The organism is Clostridium sp. 1001271st1 H5, assembly GCF_005845215.1.
Lineage (GTDB): Bacteria > Bacillota > Clostridia > Lachnospirales > Lachnospiraceae > Enterocloster.
On sequence record NZ_SPHO01000001.1, the window covers coordinates 241,813 to 260,388 of the forward strand.

18 protein-coding genes are annotated in these 18,576 nt (G+C 47.7%); 17 read left to right on the plus strand and 1 reads right to left on the minus strand.

Features of this window, described 5'->3' with window-relative positions; all coding sequences use genetic code 11:
• Positions 1–77: 77 nt before the first annotated feature.
• Positions 78–977 carry a dihydrodipicolinate synthase family protein gene (locus FGS84_RS00990; protein ID WP_138305882.1) on the minus strand — a complete coding sequence of 300 codons (900 nt, stop codon included), beginning with the start codon at positions 975–977 and terminating at the stop codon, positions 78–80.
• 295 nt (positions 978–1,272) lie between these two features.
• On the opposite strand from FGS84_RS00990, the gene dapA reads away from it, so the two are divergent.
• The 17 genes from dapA to FGS84_RS01075 all read left to right on the plus strand — a co-directional run bounded on the left by dapA (position 1,273) and on the right by FGS84_RS01075 (position 18,483).
• Positions 1,273–2,208: a 4-hydroxy-tetrahydrodipicolinate synthase gene (gene dapA, locus FGS84_RS00995; protein ID WP_138305883.1), complete on the plus strand. Its 936-nt coding sequence runs from the start codon at positions 1,273–1,275 to the stop codon at positions 2,206–2,208.
• A 32-nt stretch (positions 2,209–2,240) separates the two neighbouring features.
• Positions 2,241–3,482 carry an ABC transporter substrate-binding protein gene (locus FGS84_RS01000; RefSeq protein WP_138305884.1) on the plus strand — a complete coding sequence of 414 codons (1,242 nt, stop codon included), beginning with the start codon at positions 2,241–2,243 and terminating at the stop codon, positions 3,480–3,482.
• A gap of 72 nt (positions 3,483–3,554) precedes the next feature.
• On the plus strand, positions 3,555–4,430 hold the full coding sequence (locus FGS84_RS01005) for a branched-chain amino acid ABC transporter permease (protein ID WP_138305885.1): 876 nt from the start codon (positions 3,555–3,557) through the stop codon (positions 4,428–4,430).
• A gap of 29 nt (positions 4,431–4,459) precedes the next feature.
• Positions 4,460–5,419 (plus strand): branched-chain amino acid ABC transporter permease, encoded by a 960-nt coding sequence (locus FGS84_RS01010; protein WP_243129797.1) that lies wholly within the window; start codon positions 4,460–4,462, stop codon positions 5,417–5,419.
• Entirely contained in the window at positions 5,420–6,241 is an 822-nt protein-coding gene (locus FGS84_RS01015; protein WP_347563754.1) for an ABC transporter ATP-binding protein, read from the plus strand. It abuts the gene before it with no gap.
• Positions 6,228–6,938: an ABC transporter ATP-binding protein gene (locus FGS84_RS01020; RefSeq protein ID WP_138305887.1), complete on the plus strand. Its 711-nt coding sequence runs from the start codon at positions 6,228–6,230 to the stop codon at positions 6,936–6,938. The genes FGS84_RS01015 and FGS84_RS01020 overlap by 14 nt, the downstream gene beginning before the upstream one ends.
• 11 nt (positions 6,939–6,949) lie before the next feature.
• Positions 6,950–7,744 carry an SDR family NAD(P)-dependent oxidoreductase gene (locus FGS84_RS01025; protein WP_171042514.1) on the plus strand — a complete coding sequence of 265 codons (795 nt, stop codon included), beginning with the start codon at positions 6,950–6,952 and terminating at the stop codon, positions 7,742–7,744.
• Complete coding sequence (locus FGS84_RS01030) at positions 7,741–8,691, plus strand: phosphoglycerate dehydrogenase (protein ID WP_138305889.1); 951 nt, start codon at positions 7,741–7,743, stop codon at positions 8,689–8,691. The genes FGS84_RS01025 and FGS84_RS01030 overlap by 4 nt, the downstream gene beginning before the upstream one ends.
• Before the next feature lie 13 nt (positions 8,692–8,704).
• Positions 8,705–10,501 (plus strand): L-fucose isomerase, encoded by a 1,797-nt coding sequence (locus FGS84_RS01035; RefSeq protein ID WP_138305890.1) that lies wholly within the window; start codon positions 8,705–8,707, stop codon positions 10,499–10,501.
• Position 10,502: 1 nt separating this feature from the next.
• The gene (locus FGS84_RS01040) at positions 10,503–12,113 is read left to right on the plus strand and encodes an FGGY-family carbohydrate kinase (RefSeq protein ID WP_347563755.1); all 1,611 of its coding nucleotides are present in this window, start codon (positions 10,503–10,505) and stop codon (positions 12,111–12,113) included.
• 18 nt (positions 12,114–12,131) lie between these two features.
• The gene (locus FGS84_RS01045; protein WP_138305892.1) at positions 12,132–13,235 is read left to right on the plus strand and encodes an iron-containing alcohol dehydrogenase family protein; all 1,104 of its coding nucleotides are present in this window, start codon (positions 12,132–12,134) and stop codon (positions 13,233–13,235) included.
• Positions 13,236–13,264: 29 nt separating this feature from the next.
• Positions 13,265–13,870 (plus strand): membrane protein, encoded by a 606-nt coding sequence (locus FGS84_RS01050; RefSeq protein WP_227146174.1) that lies wholly within the window; start codon positions 13,265–13,267, stop codon positions 13,868–13,870.
• The gene (locus FGS84_RS01055; RefSeq protein WP_171042515.1) at positions 13,867–14,589 is read left to right on the plus strand and encodes an FCD domain-containing protein; all 723 of its coding nucleotides are present in this window, start codon (positions 13,867–13,869) and stop codon (positions 14,587–14,589) included. The genes FGS84_RS01050 and FGS84_RS01055 overlap by 4 nt, the downstream gene beginning before the upstream one ends.
• A gap of 13 nt (positions 14,590–14,602) precedes the next feature.
• Positions 14,603–15,070 carry a hypothetical protein gene (locus FGS84_RS01060; protein ID WP_138305895.1) on the plus strand — a complete coding sequence of 156 codons (468 nt, stop codon included), beginning with the start codon at positions 14,603–14,605 and terminating at the stop codon, positions 15,068–15,070.
• 9 nt (positions 15,071–15,079) lie between these two features.
• On the plus strand, positions 15,080–15,868 hold the full coding sequence (locus tag FGS84_RS01065) for an electron transfer flavoprotein subunit beta/FixA family protein (RefSeq protein WP_138305896.1): 789 nt from the start codon (positions 15,080–15,082) through the stop codon (positions 15,866–15,868).
• Between the two features lie 24 nt (positions 15,869–15,892).
• Entirely contained in the window at positions 15,893–17,089 is a 1,197-nt protein-coding gene (locus FGS84_RS01070; RefSeq protein ID WP_138305897.1) for an electron transfer flavoprotein subunit alpha/FixB family protein, read from the plus strand.
• A complete protein-coding gene (locus FGS84_RS01075) occupies positions 17,089–18,483 on the plus strand; it encodes an FAD-linked oxidase C-terminal domain-containing protein (RefSeq protein WP_138306227.1) in 1,395 nt (464 codons plus the stop codon). The genes FGS84_RS01070 and FGS84_RS01075 overlap by 1 nt, the downstream gene beginning before the upstream one ends.
• Positions 18,484–18,576 lie beyond the last annotated feature (93 nt).

The window sequence follows — 18,576 nt, forward strand, 5'->3', positions numbered from 1 at the left end:
TCCCTTGCCGGTTGGTTTATATTTTATCAACGTTTATCAGAATTTACAAGTGCAATTGCCGAAATGGAGGGGCATATTTATATTTCTGTAAACTTCAGCTCCTCCAGCATATCTGACATGGACCGGGATTCTGCCTCGGATAACGGCTCCAGCGGAGCATATGTAGATGCATCGGACAGTATTTTGCGGTATTTGAGGGCAGCTTTATAGCGGGCTATATTATGGTCATTGCTTAAAATTTGGTTCAATTGGTTGGTTTTTCGCTGCAGGGAAACGGCAGTTGGAATATCTCCCCGTTCCAGGGCATTCCATATTGCAACATAATGTTCGGGAATCACCTGGGCGTTACCGGAAACAGTACCGGCGCCTCCGGTCAGAACCGCAGCGCAGAACAGTTCATCAGGACCGCACAAGACTGAAAAGCTGCCGCTGCGTATGGTCATGAATTCCTGTATGCGGGACATATTGGGATAACTGTATTTGATGCCTGCTATATTCGGACATGTTTCAGCTAACTCTTCTGCCAAAGCAGGGGTGATGTCATTGACAGCACACTGAGGTATGGCATAAAGATAGACAGGGAAGTCGGAAGGAACACTCCGGCAGACGGATTGATAATAGCTGACCAATTCCCGGTCAGACAGTTTATAGAAGACGGGAGTAACCACACCAATGCCATCAGCACCTATATCAACAGCATGTTTAGCTAACGTTATGGTATCAGCCTGGTTAACAGCACCGGCTTGTATATATACAACGGCCCGTCCGGCGGTCTGGCGAACCACTGTTTCAGCAAGAACCTTTCTGTCCTCCATTCCCATAAGCATCATTTCACCTGTGGTTCCGCCTGGATAGAGACAATGGATACCCTTTTCAATCAGGAAATCTGTCAGATGTTCCAGGCTTGAAATATCCAGGGTTCTTTCTTTCGTAAGAGGAGTTACCAGTGGAACCGTTACACCATATAACAGACGCATTATAATGAACCATCCTTTCCGAATAAGCTGAACTGACAATATGAAAGCAGTTATATTGAATATAGCATATCATGTTGTCTGACAACATGTCAATACTAAAAAATGAAGAACATGGAAATCTCTGTTTACTCTAAAAATCAGTCGTAATTATATAATATATGCACAAAAATATACTTAAATATTAAAAACTATTGACATATATTGAAAAAATAGTTATCATGTTATCAGACAACATGATAACAGCAGAATAAATAAAATTTATAATCAATATTGAAAGAGCAAAGGAGAACATCAAATGACAAGAAATGAATTTACGCAGAAGTATGGACAGATTTTATGCCCCCTGGTAACGCCGTATGATGCCAATGAGGAGGTGAATTACAAGGCTTACGAAGATTTAATCGAATATCTGATACAAAATGACCTCTGTGATTCCTTAATCGTGACCGGGACAACGGGAGAGGCGTCCCTGCTTACATTTGATGAGAGAGTCAGGCTGATGGAAACAGCCCTTAAGGCTTCAGCCGGCAGAAAACCTGTTATAGCAGGCACTGGATGCGCATCCACAAAGGAAACCATTGCCCTTACAAAAAAAGCCGAGGATTTAGGAATCGAGCTTTGTATGGTGGTTGCTCCTTATTATAACAAGCCTACTCAGGAGGGTATTTACCGTCACTACAAGGCAGTTGCCGATAGCGTAAATATTAATATCCTCCTCTACAATATTCCGATTTTTGTAGGGGTAAACGTGGATGCCTCCACTGTGAGGGAACTTTCAAAAATCGGGAATATCATTGGAATCAAAGATGAAGCCGGTATTAACCCCACTCAGATTACAGACTTTATATTGGCAACCGAAGATATTAACCCGGAATTTGTAATCTTCAATGGAGATGATATCATGCTTCTTCCTACGGTAGTGCAGGGAGCCATGGGCGTGGTCAGCGGCGGTGCCCATATCTTCGGACATGAAATCAGGACTATTTTAAAAGCATTTGCAGAGGGGAACCATAATAAGGCAAAGGAATTGTTCGTACCGCTGTACAGATTCTGCAAGGCATGCGGACAAAACGGAAGAATTCTTCCCAATTCTATTATGAGACCGGCTATTGAAATGGTAACAGGAATTCCTGTTGGACCGTGCAGAGGTCCGCTGGCGCCGATTACTGAGGATGAGAAAAAAATTCTGGTGGATACCATGAAGTCCATCGGAATTAAAATAAACGGATAACCAACAAAGGATGAAAGGAAGGGTATTTCGGCATGATGAAAAAAAGATTAGCAGTAGGTCTGGCAGCAGTCATGATGATGGGGTTAACAGCATGCTCAGGGGGAGGAACAGCAGGAGGAACAAGCGCACCTGCATCCGCTGCTTCACAACAGTCACAGGAAGAAAAGACCGAGGGTGAAAAAACGGAGGCAGAGAAGACAGAGGCGTCAGAGGAATTGGATGGGGAAATCAAATTCGGCGTCAGCTGCGCAATTACAGGAAACTTTCCGCTGGCAGGCCAGAGAACGAAGGAGGGAATTGACCTGGCTCTGGAACAGATTAATGCCAATGGGGGTGTTCTGGGTAAAAAACTGGTATATGTAGCGGAGGACGACCAGAATACGCAGACAACAGCCGTAAATGTGGTAACCAGGCTATTGAATGAGGATGTGTGTGCGGTAATTGGACCCCATACCTCCGGAAATGCGGCAGCCACCAGTGACTTATATAAGAATGCCGGGATTCCGTTTATGACAGGCGGTTCCAGCCCTAAACTAGCGACGCTGGATAATCCTTACTTCTTCCGCGTAAGACCTTCTGATACCATCAACGGGCAAGTGGCGGCAAGATATGCGGTTGATACGCTGGGGGCCAAGAAGATAGGAATTTCCTACAATAACAATGACTTTGGAACCGGCGGAAGGGATGTTATCATTCCTATATTGGAAGCGGATGGCATTGAGTATGTGGCCGTTGGACATAACGCAGGTGATAAGGATTTGACAGGGCAGATGATGCAGCTCAAGAGCGCAGGCGTTGACTGTATTATCTCCTGGACAGACGACGCTGAGGTTGCACTGACCGCCAGGCAGTTGTATGAACTGGGGCTGGATGTACCTGTAATTGCCTCCGCAGGTGTTGTTATGGACCAGGTGTTAAATCTGCTGGAACCAGAGTATGTGGAAGGATGGTATGCGGTCACTGACTTTGTATCAACCAATGACGACGATACTGTAAAGCAGTTTGTAGAGGACTTCAAAGCAAAATATGGATATGCCCCCGAACTTTATGCATCTACATACTATAGCGCGGCTTATGTGCTGGCAGACGCAATTGAAAGAGCCGGGTCAACCGAGCCTCAGGCTGTCAGGGATGCTCTGGCGGAAACAAAGGATATGAAGCTTCCGGAAGGTCTGTTTTCCTGCGATGAAGGGGGAAATATGGTCCATGGCTGCGTAATTGCGCAGATTAAAGATAAAATTCCGGGCATGGTGGATTATGTGACGGTGGAGTAGCAGTCGTTGAAAAATGGATGCAGACAGGAAATGGTTTGCATCCATTTTAAACTAAGAGATGGGAGGTCCCAAATGACTTACAGCATTATTATCCAGCTTATTGTGAGCGGGCTTGCTCTTGGATTTATTTATGCGCTGGTGGCGATTGAGTATACATTGATTTTTAATTCTACCGGCCTGCTGAATTTCAGCCATGATAAATTCATCATGTTAGGCGCGTATATCTTTGCAGCCCAATTCCTTATGAGGATGGGAACAAATCCGGTGGTGGGTGTTCTGGCCACTGTTCTTACCATGTTTGTATTCGGCGTCCTGGTGGCGACCGGTATATTCAATCCGCTTCGTAATATGACGTCCCCAATTTTTGCCGTTATGGGCACGGTGTTTTTGGGAAGGATTCTCAATGAACTGGCCAGAATCATCTGGGGAGCTACTCCTTTTACTGTGCCTGGTTTTTTAAAAGGAACGGTAAAGCTTGGGGACATTGTGATTACAGTGGCAAACATCACTGTTATTGTAGTGTCCATAGCAATCGTAATCCTTTTACAGTTATTTTTTAATTTTACGAAGACAGGAAAGGCCATGAGATGTGTACAGCAGAACAAGACGGCCGCCACTCTGATGGGAATCAACGTCACCAGAAATATTAACTTAACTATTGCTCTCAGCGCGGCAATCTGTGCAGCAATAGGCATCATGGTGATTCCTTTATTCACCGTGGATTTAACCATAGCTAACATGATAGGGTTAAAGGGATTTGCGGCAGGCGTGTTCGGCGGCTTCGGGTATTTGCCGGGTGCGATTCTGGGAGGCGTGGTAATAGGAATTCTGGAGAACCTGAGTACACTTGTGATTCCCACACTGTATAAAGACTGCGTTGCTTTTGTGCTTTTAATCGCATGTCTGCTAATCAGGCCCACAGGACTTCTGGGGCACAGAAAGAAATGATGGAGGTGCACATGAATAAATCCGCAAAAATGACAGGGATTCTTTTTGGAATCTTCCTTTTGGTCCTCATTCCGATTGTTGATAAGAATACCTACCATCATATCGTACTGTGCCAGACGCTGGTCAATATCGTGGTGGTTACCGGATTAAATTTTATAACCGGTCTGACCGGACAGATGAATATGGGTACAGCAGGAATCATGGCGCTGGGAGCGTACTCTGCCGCCCTGTGCAGCGCGAAATTCCACATGCCGATTGTGGTGGGATTTATTGTTGCCATTGTGATGGGCATTTTGGTTGGTAAGGGCCTGGGGTATCCGAGTCTGCGCCTGAAAGGTGTATATCTTTCCCTTACTACCATTGGTTTCAGTGAGATTACCCGCCTTATTCTTACCAACTGGGTAGGGCTGACCGGGGGAACCATGGGCGTACAAAATATACCATGGATTCGCCTGTTTGGAATTGAACTAAACACATCTTTTAGAATCTACTATTTTTATCTCGCCATTGTAATAGTCATTACTATCATGGCATACCGAATCGTGCACTCCAAATGGGGGCGGGCGTTCAAGGCAATACGGGATAATGTGGAGGCGGTTGAGGCCAGCGGCATCAATATTGCCCAGATGAAGATACTTGCATTTACCCTGGCCACCATTCTGGGATGTTTCGGGGGAGCCATGTATACACATATGATGGGATATATCAACCCAACCACCTTTGTCCAGGATTTGTCGGCCAACTATCTTGCCATGATGATGATTGGAGGCATTGGTACGGTTGGAGGAAATGTAATTGGAGGAGCGGTCATTACGATTTTACCGGAGTTCCTGCGGTTCATGGAAAGCTATTACTGGCTGGTGTTCAGTGTGATTGCTCTGTTATTTGCTATTTTCCTTCCCAATGGCATTGTTTCCCTGTTTACACATACAGGTCCATTTGGAAAATTTGGTCTGGTAAAGCGCCTGTGTAAAAAGGAGGGAGAATAGATGATGAACGGCGATACAATTTTAAAGCTGAATCACATTACAAAAAGGTTCTCCGGCCTTGTGGCTGTGAATGATTTGTCCCTGGAAATGAAAAAAAGAACTATACATGCCCTGATTGGACCAAACGGTTCAGGAAAGACCACCACAGTGAACCAGATTACCGGTACATACGCCCCTACGGACGGGGAGATATATTATAAAGATACATGCACCACCCTTATGCAGCCGTATCAGATAGCACGCTTAGGCATAAGCCGCACCTTTCAGAATCTTAAGTTATTTCAGTCCATGACAGTCATGGAGAATCTGATGGTAGGCGGCCATCAGATGACAAAATTAGGAATCCTGCAGTTCCTTTATCGTTTCAGGGAAGCTGGAAGAGAGGAGCACATACTCAGGGAGAGAGCAGAGGAAGTGCTGGAATATATAGGTCTTGGGGATATCAGGGATGTGAACGTAAAGAATCTTCCTTATGGCAAGCAGAAAATGACGGAGTTTGGACGGGCTTTGATGCTGAAACCGGAGACACTTATTTTAGATGAGCCGGCCGCGGGCCTGAATCCCACAGAGCGGAAGGAATTTGTGGATATTATACTCAAAACCTTTGATTCGGGAGTGGACATTTTCCTGATTGAACACAACATGGACGTGGTTATGAATATTTGCACCAATATTACGGTGCTGAACTTCGGAGCGAAAATTGCGGAGGGAACTCCGGATGAAATACAGAATAATGATGAGGTAATCAAGGCATATCTCGGGGACCGCTACAAGCCTATTATGCATATTAAGGAGGAGGTGTTGGCACATGCTGAAAGTTAATAATATAAACGTATATTACGGAAAAGTAGAGGCATTGTTCAACGTTTCCTTTGAGGTTGGCGATGATGAGATTGTGTCACTAATAGGGGCAAACGGAGCAGGAAAAACCACCTTGATGAAAACCATTGTAGGCATTAACCGCACCGGACAGGGCTCCATTGAATACAACGGAAAGGCAATCCATAACCAAAAGCCCCATAAATCCATTTACGATGGGATTGTATATGTACCTGAGGGACGGGAGGTGTTTCCTCAGATGACCGTGCTGGAGAATCTGGAGATGGGAGCGTTCAGCAAACGGTATTCAAAAGGTGAGATGGCGGACCATGTGGCCGAGGTGTATGACCTGTTTCCACGGCTGAAGGAAAGGTCAAAACAGGCGGCGGGAACCATGAGCGGCGGTGAGCAGCAGATGCTGGCTATCGGAAGGGGAATGATGAGCAATCCAAAGCTGCTTATGTTTGACGAACCCTCCCTGGGACTTGCTCCGGTCATTGTGGACGAGATGTTCAGGGCCATTATCCAAATCAATGAGATGAAGAAGACTCCGATTGTAATTGCGGAACAAAACGCCTTCATGGCCATGGGCATTTCCAACAGAACGTATGTATTGGAAGTGGGACACGTGGTCAACCACGGAAAAAGCTCGGTGCTTCTGGACAGTCCGGAAATCAAGAAGGCATACCTGGGCGGATGATGGAGGCAGCGATGAGATTAGGTCTGAAGGGAAAAACAGTCGTAATTACCGGCGGGGCAGGAGGAATCGGAAAAGAGGCTGCAAGGGAGTTCTTAAAGGAAGGTGCATCGGTTGCTGTCTTTGCAAGAACAAAAGCAAAGGTTGAAGGCTTTTGCCGGGAGATGGAGGGACAGGGGTATCATAATGTTTACGGAGAGGCCCTGGACGTAACAGACAAAGAGGGGGTCCGCTGTTTCATGGAAACCGTATGCCGGAGATTCGGCACCGTGGATGTGTGGATTAACAATGCCGGTATTGCCATAGATAAGCCATTTTTAGAGTATACGGAGGACGAATGGGATGCCATCATGAATACAGACCTCAAGGCGGTATGGAACTGCATCGGCCTGGTGGCTCCGATTATGATGAAGCAGGAAAGCGGCGTGATTATCAATATATCCAGCTTTGCAGCAAAAATCCCCAGCGCAGGCGGCGCCATATACGGGGCTGCAAAGTCAGGGGTTTCCAGTCTTACCAGAACACTGGCAGCTGAACTGGCGCCGTATCATATCCGTGTTTTGGGTGTGGTGCCGGGCATGATTGATACGGAAATAAGCAAATCCAACATAGCAGAGAATGGAGAGAGGCTGGTTCAGAATGTATCTATGGGCCGCCTGGGCACTGCGGAGGATTTGGCTGGTCCCATTGTTTTTCTGGCATCTGACCAGGCAGGGTACATGACCGGTTTTGATTTGGAGGTAACAGGCGGGAAATTTGCCGTACAGAATACCAGGCAGGCCTGGCATGCAAAGGAGAGGCTGATATGAAAATACTGGTAACAGCAACGAATTACTCCCAATATTGCAGAAACGGTAAATTGAGTCTGGAGAAAGGGGGATACGAAATCATTGAGAATCCCTATAACAGGCCAATGACCGAAGCAGAGCTGATACCTCTCGTAAGGGACGTGGACGGGGTGATAACCGGAGCGGAAAACTGGAGAAGAACTCTGTTAGAGACAGCCGGAAAGCTAAAGGTGATTGCCAGATTCGGAGTGGGAGTGGATAACATTGATTTGGAAGCAGCCAGGGAACAGGGGATTATGGTTACAAACTGTCCGGGACTTAACTCTAATTCGGTTGCGGAACACACGGTGGCCCTGCTGCTGTGTATGTTACGGCAGATACCCCAGCTGAACCAGGATATCCGCCGGGGCAGATGGAAGAGAATGATGTATCGGGAGCTAAAGGGATTAAAGGTTGGTATGATGGGATTCGGCAGAATCGCACAAAATACGGCTGGGAAATTGAAGGCTTTTGGATGTTTCATGATGGCCTGTGACAAGGCGGCTGACAGGATGGCGGCCGGGAAATCAGGGGTTGTGATTGTACCGCAGGACCAGGTTTTAAGAGAGAGCGATATAATTCTCATCCATCTTCCGGCTGCTCCTGACACATGGCATTTAATCAATGATGCGGCCGTTGGGAAGATGAAGAGGGGTGTCATACTGATTAATACAGCCAGAGGGTCTGTGGTGGATGAAATGGCGGTAAAGCGAGGGCTGGATTCCGGAAGGATAGGCGGTTTTGCCTCAGATGTGTTCGAGCATGAACCGGTAACAGGAAGCGAGGAACTTTTTAATTGTCCCGGATATGTGGCAACGCCTCATGTGGCAGCGGAATCCTATGAAAATTATGACAGAACATCCATGACTACGGCAAGGGCAGTCATGGATGTTCTGGAGGGACGGGAACCGGAAAACAGAATTGTATAAGGAGGAGTACATAATGGAGTATACGAACAGATACATAGGAGAATATCCAATCATCGGAATCAGACCCATCATTGACGCGAGACAGGGATTGCTGGATGTAAGGGGGTCCCTGGAGGAACAGACCATGAATATGGCAAAGGCAGTCAAAAAACTGTATGAGCAGAATGTACGGTATCTAAACGGCCAGCCTGTTCAGGTAGTGCTGGCGGACAGCACCATAGGACGCGTTGCTGAAGCAGCGGCCTGCGCACATAAGTTTAAAAAGCTGGGAGTTGATATCACCCTTTCAGTGACTCCCTGCTGGTGCTATGGTTCTGAGACCATGGATATGGACCCCATGACAATCAAGGGCGTGTGGGGACTGAATGCCACAGAGCGCCCGGGCGCCGTATACCTGGCTTCCGTATTGGCAGCCCATGCCAGAAAAGGGCTTCCGGCATTCGGCATATACGGAAGACATGTTCAGGAAGCGGATGACCCGGAGATACCGGAAGATGTAAAGGAAAAACTGCTCCGTTTTGCAAGAGCATCCATTGCAGCTGCATCCATGCGTGGAAAATCATATCTGCAGATTGGCGCCATGTGTATGGGCATATCCGGTTCCGGTATTGACCCTGATTTCTTTGAAGAATATCTGGGAATGAGGGTGGAGTCGGTAGACGAGGTGGAAATTCTCAGAAGAATTGATAAGGGCATTTATAATCACAGCGAGTACGAAAAGGCTCTGCTTTGGACCAAGGCAAACTGCAGGGAGGGGCTGGACAAAAACCCGGAATTTGCCAGACACAGCCGGGAAAAGAAAGATGAAAATTGGGAATTTACAGTGAAGTGCGCCCTTATCATCAAGGATTTGATGAGTGGCAATCACACATTTCCGGATGAATACCAGGAGGAATCGCTGGGCCATAATGCCTTGGCAGCTGGTTTCCAGGGACAGAGACAATGGACGGACCATTATCCGAACACGGATTTTCCGGAAGCAATCCTGAACACGTCCTTTGATTGGAACGGTCCCAGAGAACCTTACATCCTGGCTACGGAGAATGATACGCTCAATGGCGTAAGCATGCTGCTTCTTAAGCTTCTCACCAATCGTTCGCAGATGTTTGCAGATGTGAGAACCTGCTGGTCGAAGGAGGCGGTAAAACGGGTAACCGGTTATTGCCTGGAAGGAAAAGCGGAGGCGGCCGGCGGCTTTATTCATCTGATAAATTCCGGCGCATGCTGTCTGGATGCCTGCGGGGAAGCTCGGGATGAGGAAGGAAAAGCAGCCATTAAACCATGGTGGGATATGACACAGGCGGATGTGGAAAATTGTCTGAATGCCACAACATGGTGTGAGGCGGATTTGGGCTATTTCCGCGGCGGAGGCTATTCCTCGCGGTTTGAGACAAAGGCTGAGATGCCCATGACCATGATACGTCTGAATCTGGTAAAGGGCGTGGGCCCTGTGGTCCAGCTGGTGGAAGGATGGAGTGTGCATCTGCCGGAGGACATATCTGACCAGCTCTGGAAGAGAACGGATTATACATGGCCCTGTACCTGGTTTGCACCTAAGGTGACGGGAAGGGATGTATTTACAAGTGCATACGATGTGATGAATCACTGGGGCGCAAATCATGGGGCCATCACCTATGGCCATGTGGGCGCAGATGTCATTACGCTCTGCTCCATGCTGAGAATACCGGTGTGCATGCACAACGTGGAAGAGGAGAGAATATTCCGTCCGGCATGTTGGAATGCATTCGGAATGGACAAGGAATCCCAGGATTACAGGGCGTGCCAGGCTTACGGCCCAATGTACAGATAGGATGGAGCATATGGATACGGAACAGATAAGAAATGAGATAGAACAGGGAAATACGGCTCTGGGAATCGAATTCGGTTCTACCAGAATAAAGGCAGTGCTGGTAGACGGAAAAAACCGCCCGATTGCCCAGGGCAGCTATGACTGGGAAAACCGGTTTGAACAGGGAATATGGACTTATCATCTGGAAGATGCGGAGGCAGGACTTAAATCCTGCTTCCGGTCCTTGAAAGAAGATGTGAAGAGAAAATACAATATAACACTGCATACCATAGGTTCCATGGGATTTTCCGCTATGATGCATGGTTATATGGCCTTTGACCAAAACAATGAGCTTCTGGTGCCCTTCAGGACCTGGAGAAATACCATGACAGCAGAGGCTTCCCGGAAGCTGACGGAGCTGTTTCATTGTCCAATCCCCCAAAGATGGAGTATCGCACATCTGTATCAGGCAGTCTTAAACGGAGAAGAACATGTTGGCCGGATACGTTATCTGACCACATTAGATGGATATATTCACTGGAAATTGACAGGAAAAAAGGTGCTTGGGGTAGGGCAGGCATCTGGAATGTTCCCCATAGACACGGAACAAAAGAATTACAGAAAGGACCTGGCAGAGTGCTTTGACCAGCTGACAGCAGATAAAAAATATCCGTGGAAGGTCCTGGAGATTCTGCCGGAGGTGCTGGCAGCCGGAAGGCCGGCAGGAGCATTGACAGTAGACGGAGCTGCTTTTTTGGACCCGGATGGGGATTTGGAGCCAGGAATACCTGTATGTCCGCCGGAAGGCGATGCCGGAACAGGAATGGTGGCTACCAACAGTGTTGAACCGGGAACCGGAAATGTATCAGCAGGCACCTCCATATTTTCCATGGTGGTTTTGGAACATCCGCTTTCAGATGTTTATCCGGAACTGGATTTGGTAACAACGCCTGACGGGGAGCCGGTAGCCATGGTACACTGCAATAACTGCACGTCGGATTTAAATGCATGGGTAAATATGTTCAGGGAAGCAGCCGAACTGTTCGGATGCAGGATGACGGCCGGTGAGCTATACGGAAAGCTTTTTCGCAAGGCAATGGAGAGTAAGCCCTCCTGCAAAGGCCTGCTGTCATATTGCTATCTGTCGGGAGAACACATTACCGGACTGGACCAGGGACGGCCGCTGTTTACCAGGACTCCGGACAGCGAGCTCCACCTCTCGGACTTCATGAGATTGCAGCTGTATACATCCATGGCCACACTGCGCATGGGAATGGATATTCTGGTTCAAAGGGAGAATATCCGCCTGGCAAGGCTGCTGGGGCACGGAGGTTTTTTTAAAACAGAAGGTGTTGGCCAGAAGATACTGGCAGATGCGCTTAATGTTCCGGTAACTGTGATGGAGACAGCAGGAGAGGGCGGAGCATGGGGCATGGCAATCCTGGCATCCTTTGGAAGGGATAACCATAATCTCTGCCTGACGGAATATCTGAACAGCTATGTATTTGGGGAGACAGGGACATTGACGGAAGTGCCGGACGAAGAGGGCTGTTTGGGATTCGGACAATTTATGGAACGATTCAGAGAAGGTATTAGCATTGAACGGGCCGCAGTGAAATGTCTAAGGGCTTAGAGAAGGAGGCTAAAAGAAATGGGTACAAAATTAGATGTGGCATTTAAATTTGGCGCAGGAAGATACATACAGGAGCCGGATGCCCTGCAGCTGGCAGGAGGTGAAATTGGTAGGTTTGGGCGCCATGCATTGGTGATTGGCGGACCTACGGCCCTTGATATTGTCAGGGAGCCTTTGAGGAGAAGTCTGTGCGACGCCTGTGTCACGCATGAGTTTGTGGTTTACCCCGGCTATAATACCAGGGAGGCAGCCAACCATTATGCTGAGTATTGCAAAAAAAACGGGTTTGATGTAGTGGTTGGCGTTGGCGGCGGAAAGATTATGGACCTGTCAAAAAGCATTGCCCATATGGCTAAGCTTGCAGTGGTGAATATTCCGACCCAGGCAGCCACATGCGCTGCCTACACTCCAATGAGCGTCATGTATACGGAGGATGGGGCAGCCTACGGAACAGTGGGCGGTAATTTTTACCATGATTATGAAGTGTCGGCAGTCATCATTGACGAGACAGTTATGATTCATCAGCCGCCCAGATATGCTGCATCCGGGATTCTGGATGCCATGGCCAAGTTCATTGAGGTTCAGCATGGCCATGCCTCCATGCCATTTGATGATTTTAATATTGAATTATACACAGCCTACCATTTATCAAAATATACCTATGATATTCTTAAGGAGACGTGTTTAAAGGTTTATGATGATATTCGGGAGCACCGGCTTACAAAAGAGGTTCATGATTTCCTGTTTATTAATTTTGCGCTGACCAGTATTATCAGCGGTGTTTCAAAAGCATTCGGACAGACCGCCCTTGCCCATGAAATGTATTACTGCGCCAGAATGTTCTTTACCAGGGAGTCATTGTCCTATCTCCATGGAGAAATCGTCGGCACTTCGCTGATACTTCAGCTGTACTATAATGGAACACCGGAGAAAATTCCGGAATTCCGGAATTTCATGAAAAGGATGGAAATGCCTGTCACCCTTAAGGAACTCGGGATACCGGAAACAGAGGAGAATGTACAGAAGATATTTGCGTATTTACGCAGCACGGCATTTGTAGAGGATACAGAGGAGAATCAGGAAAAGCTGATGGACTCCATCAGGGCTGTTTGTGAAATATGAAGGGAGATATCCAAGTAAGACATAGCCGTTTGGTTAATCTGGTCCTGTACCTGATTGGAATCCTGCTCATGCCCATGGGCGTGGTGATGACAATCATGTCTGGTCTGGGGGCGGGCGGGTATGATGCCTGGAATTTTGCTTTGGCCGGGGTACTGGGCCAGCCGGTTTCCGTCGGAATTTACATTTCATCTGTGTGCGTAATTTTGCTGACCGCCGGAATCCGGCGAAGAAAGCCGCGGTTTACTACTTTTATAACCTCTTTTTTATTAGGGATTGTTACAGACCTGTGGCAGCAGATATGCCTGAAAAGCAGGATTGGAACATTGCCCCCATATCTGCTGTTTGCAGGCGGAATGATAATCGTGGCGTTCTGCGCGGCTGCCTATATGGAAGGAGAGCTTCCTCCCGGCCCCACCGATGACCTGGTAGTGGCGCTTCACCGGAAAGGGATGGGGCTTGGAACCGTGAAACTGGGATTGGATGTGATATGTGCGGCCATGGCGTTCTGTCTGGGCGGGGAAATAGGGGCCGGGACATTACTGTTGACATTTGGCCTGGGACCGTTAATCGGAGGCTTCCATGCATGCATCCTGAAGGCGGTAAACAAAATTGAGAATCAGGGAGAATGCCTATGAATATGAAGATAGAGAAGATTTCCATGGTGGACCAGACCATTGACAGGCTGAAAGAATATATTGAAGAAAATCAGCTGAAGGAGGGGGACCGGATGCCCACGGAACAGGAAGTCTGCAATATGTGCGGAATCGGAAGGTCAACGGTCAGGGAAGCTTACCGGATGATGCAGGCCTTAAAGATAACTGAGTCCGTAAGGGGAAAGGGCGTCTTTTTCAGAAAGCAGGAAAAGCAGCAGGTTGAGAGAAGCGAGATTGCAGATTGGTTCAGGGAGAACAGTGAGAATATTGAGAATTACATGGAAGTCCGCAACGCGGTTGAACTCATGGCAGTCCGGATGGCGATGAAGAAGGGCGATAAAAAGTGGATTGAACATCTAAAGGTGATTTCTGACAAGACAAAGGAACTTCTGTCCGGCGGACATACCAGACAGAACCGGGGTGTGCTTATGACGCTGTATGATGAAGAATTTCATCAGAAAATCACATCGGTAAGTAAGAACCCTCTGCTGGTATGCATTGAAAAAACCATTACAGACTGCCTTGCCGATTATAGAAATAAGGTATTTATGCTGGACGAAAATATCGAAAGGGCCTACCGTTCCCACTGTGCCATAATAGAGGCCATAGAGAGCGGAGATGAAGCTGCGGCAGAGGAACAGATTAATGAGCATCTGGCGGATTCTTTGGCAGATATGAAACTGATACAGGAAAAAAACTGAAAGGGAGAGGTTTATGATGGAGATAGCAATTACAGATATCAGGGATACAGAAATAGAGGGAGTGACAATATTGAGGGAGGAAACAGAGCCATACAGGGAGAGCTATTTCCAGTGGGCCGCCTCCCCTCTCATTGCAAGCTTCCAGTCATCCCAAATCAGCGGAGGAGTGCTGTCCTGCCAGGCGGCAATCCCCGGATTCCGGGAATTGGAATATCATAAAGACAAAGAGTTTTTTTACTTTGTACAGGGTACGGCTCTGATGCCTTTTGCAAACTTTGATTCAGAAGGAAAAGTCGATGAGGCATCCATACAGATTGTACGTATACCGCAGGGGACCCAATTGATTATAGACGCCGGAAAACTGCATTTTGTTCCGGTGGCTGAAGGGCCGGAGCCGGTAAAAATTGTGGTGGTATCTCCTAAAATGGATTCGCCCAGAGTGTCTGTATCTGAATCTGTAAATGGTATTTTGAAAAGCTGAGGTGTACCGATGGAAATTCTTGTATGTATCAAGCAGGTTCCTGGAACTGCCAATGTTGAGGTGGACTCAGTTACAGGCGTGCTGAAGAGAGATGGCGTGGAATCAAAATTAAATCCATATGACCTTTTTGCATTGGAAATGGGATTTGAGCTGGCAGAAAAAGAAAAGGGACATGTGACTGTGATTACCATGGGGCCGATGCAGGCCATGGACGCGCTGAAAGAGGCTGTTTGTATGGGCGCAGAGGCAGGGGTGCTGGTATCAGACCGGTGTTTTGCGGGAGCAGATGTGTGTGCGACCAGTTATACCCTGTGTCAGGGAATACAAAAGGCAGGAACGTTTGATGTTATTCTTTGCGGAAAGCAGACCACGGATGGGGATACGGCCCAGGTGGGACCGGAAATCGCTGAATTTATGGGGATTCCTCATGGAGCAAACGTACTTGCTATAACAGGGACAGATGGTAACGGAATTACCGTACGAATGAACCTGGAGCACAGAATACAGACACAGCGCATGACAATGCCATGCCTGCTGACCGTGGAGAAGGATGCCAACACGCCCAGACTCCCTTCTTATAAAAGAAAGCTGGACCTGTCTGTGGAATGTCTTAAGACAGTGTCGCTGAAGGATTTTAATGACCAGGACACCGGACATTATGGACTGGATGGTTCTCCCACCCAGGTGGAGCGGATTTTCCCGCCGGATAAAACGGAAGATAAAGTAATAATGGAAGGAAAGGGACCGGAGCTGGCCCAATATTTGGCTGGGATTCTGCAGGAGAAAAAATTTCTGTAATCATTGAACGGGAAGGAGAGGAGTATGGCAAAATTAAAAGTGAACCAGGGCAGGGTGACGAAGGAAGCAGCAGAGCAGCTGAAAGAGCTCTGTCCATTTGGGGCGATTTCGGAAGAAGATGGAAAGCTATCTGTTTCATCCGGATGCAGGATGTGCCGTCTGTGTGTAAAAAAAGGCCCGGCCGGTGTGATGGAATGGGTTGAAGAAGAGCCGGCAGAACCAATGGTTAAAAAGGAAGAATGGAAGGGAATTGCCGTATATGTTCAGATGGATGGAAACAGAATTCATCCGGTTACCCTGGAGTTAATTGGAAAAGCAAAAGAGCTGGCATCGGTGATTCAGGCTCCGGTCTACTGCCTTCTTATAGGCAGCCGGGTAAAAGAAAAGGCAGAGGAACTGCAGTATTATGGGATAGAACGGGTATTCCTGTACGACCATCCAGGACTGGCGGATTTTAATATAATGACATATGCAAATGTGTTCTCTGACTTCATAGAGAATGTCAGACCTTCATCCATTTTGGTGGGAGCGACCAGCGAAGGAAGGTCACTGGCGCCAAGGGTGGCTGCACGTTTCAGGACAGGGCTGACAGCTGACTGTACTGTACTGGAAATGAAGGATAATTCGGATTTGGTACAGATAAGACCGGCCTTTGGCGGCAATATCATGGCTCAGATTGTGACGCCCAGGCATCGTCCCCAGTTCTGCACCGTCAGGTATAAGGTGTTTTCACAGGCAGAGAGAAACCGGTTCCCCGGCGGTTCTATAGAGCAAATGGAGGTAAAAGAGAGGTTCTTTGATTCCTCGGTCCAGGTCCTTTCAAATGAAGAAAAAACGCGGCAGGCAGATATATCAGATGCGGAAATCATCGTGGCCGTGGGAAGAGGCGTTAAATCCAGGGCAGATGTGGAGCTTGTAAAAGCTTTCGCAGACCGGATAGGGGCTCAGATGGCCGGCACCAGGCCATTGATTGAAAATGGATGGTTTGACGCCAGACAACAGATAGGGCTTAGCGGGAGAACGGTAAAACCTAAACTGATTGTTACAATAGGTATTTCAGGAGCAGTACAGTTCGCCGCAGGGATGAAAGGGGCGGACTGTATCATAGCCATTAATAAAGATAAGAAGGCGCCGATTTTTGACATAGCCAATTATGGCCTGGTTGGCGATTGGTATGAAATCCTGCCGGAGCTGGTCAATTGGATGAAGGAGGGGGCATGATGGACAGAAATCGGATAAATCAGGAATATACAGATGAAATAAAGGCCATGTTTCCGCCTGAGAGAGTGCTGGCCGGAGAAGAAATCAGTGAGGATTACGGGCACGATGAGTTGGGGGATGTATTTTCAATGCCTGAGATTCTGGTAAAAGTTATGAGCACTGAGGAAATATCCAAAATCATGAGATATGCTTCTGGCCATGATATTCCGGTGGTAGTGAGAGGCGCGGGCACTGGTTTGGTTGGAGGAGCAGTGGCTGCACAGGGCGGCATCATGATTGAAACCACGGGAATGAATCATATATTGGAGCTGGACCGTGAGAATTTGACTGTTACAGTTGAACCTGGCGTCCTTTTAATGGACCTGGCATCCTATGTGGAAGAACAGGGGCTGTTCTATCCGCCGGATCCGGGAGAAAAGTCGGCAACCATCGGCGGCAATATCAGCACCAATGCAGGCGGAATGCGTGCAGTAAAGTACGGAGTGACAAGGGATTATGTGAGAGGGTTAACCGTGGTTACGGCACAGGGCAATGTTCTGGAACTGGGCGGCAAGGTGGTTAAAAACAGTTCCGGCTATAGTCTGATGAATTTGATTATCGGTTCAGAGGGAACATTGGGAATTATCACAAAGGCAGTTTTAAAACTTCTTCCGCTTCCGCAAAAAACAGTCAGCCTGCTGATTCCATTTCATTCTATTTCAGATGCAATTGAAATTGTACCTAAAATCATAGAGTCCCAGGTCCAGGCAGTGGCCATTGAATTTATGGAAAAAGCAACCATTCTTTTTGCAGAGGATTATCTGGGAAAGAAATTTCCCGATACGTCCAGTGACGCTTATATCTTACTGACATTTGACGGAAACAGCCGGGAAGAGGTGGAGCAAAATTACAGCCGGGCCGCTGATTTGTGTCTTGATAACGGTGCAAAGGATGTGTTCCTGGTGGACACCGATGAGAGAAAACAGAGTGTATGGTCTGCAAGAGGCGCTTTTCTGGAGGCGATTAAGGCATCTACCACGGAGATGGATGAATGCGATGTGGTGGTGCCCAGAAGCCATGTGGCAGGTTTTATCAAGTTTACCCATCAAACCGCCGCGGAATTAGAGATGCGCATTCCCAGCTTTGGACATGCTGGAGACGGCAATCTCCATGTCTATCTTTGCAGGGACCAGATGGACCAGGATACGTGGAGGGATAAAAAGCAGAAAGCCTTTGAACGGATGTACAAAAAATCGGAAGAATATGGCGGTCTTGTGTCCGGGGAGCACGGAATTGGCTATGCAAAGAGGGAATACCTGAAGAATCAGCTGGGTGAGGACCAGCTGCAGCTGATGGCAGGAATCAAAGGCGTTTTTGACCCAAAGGGGATTTTGAATCCGGAGAAAATTGTATAAATATAATCTGAAGTGAATGAAAATAATCTGATGAGAAGGTCCGGGTCTTGTACCGGGCCTTTTACGTAAGAGAAACATGCAGATGGAGTGAAA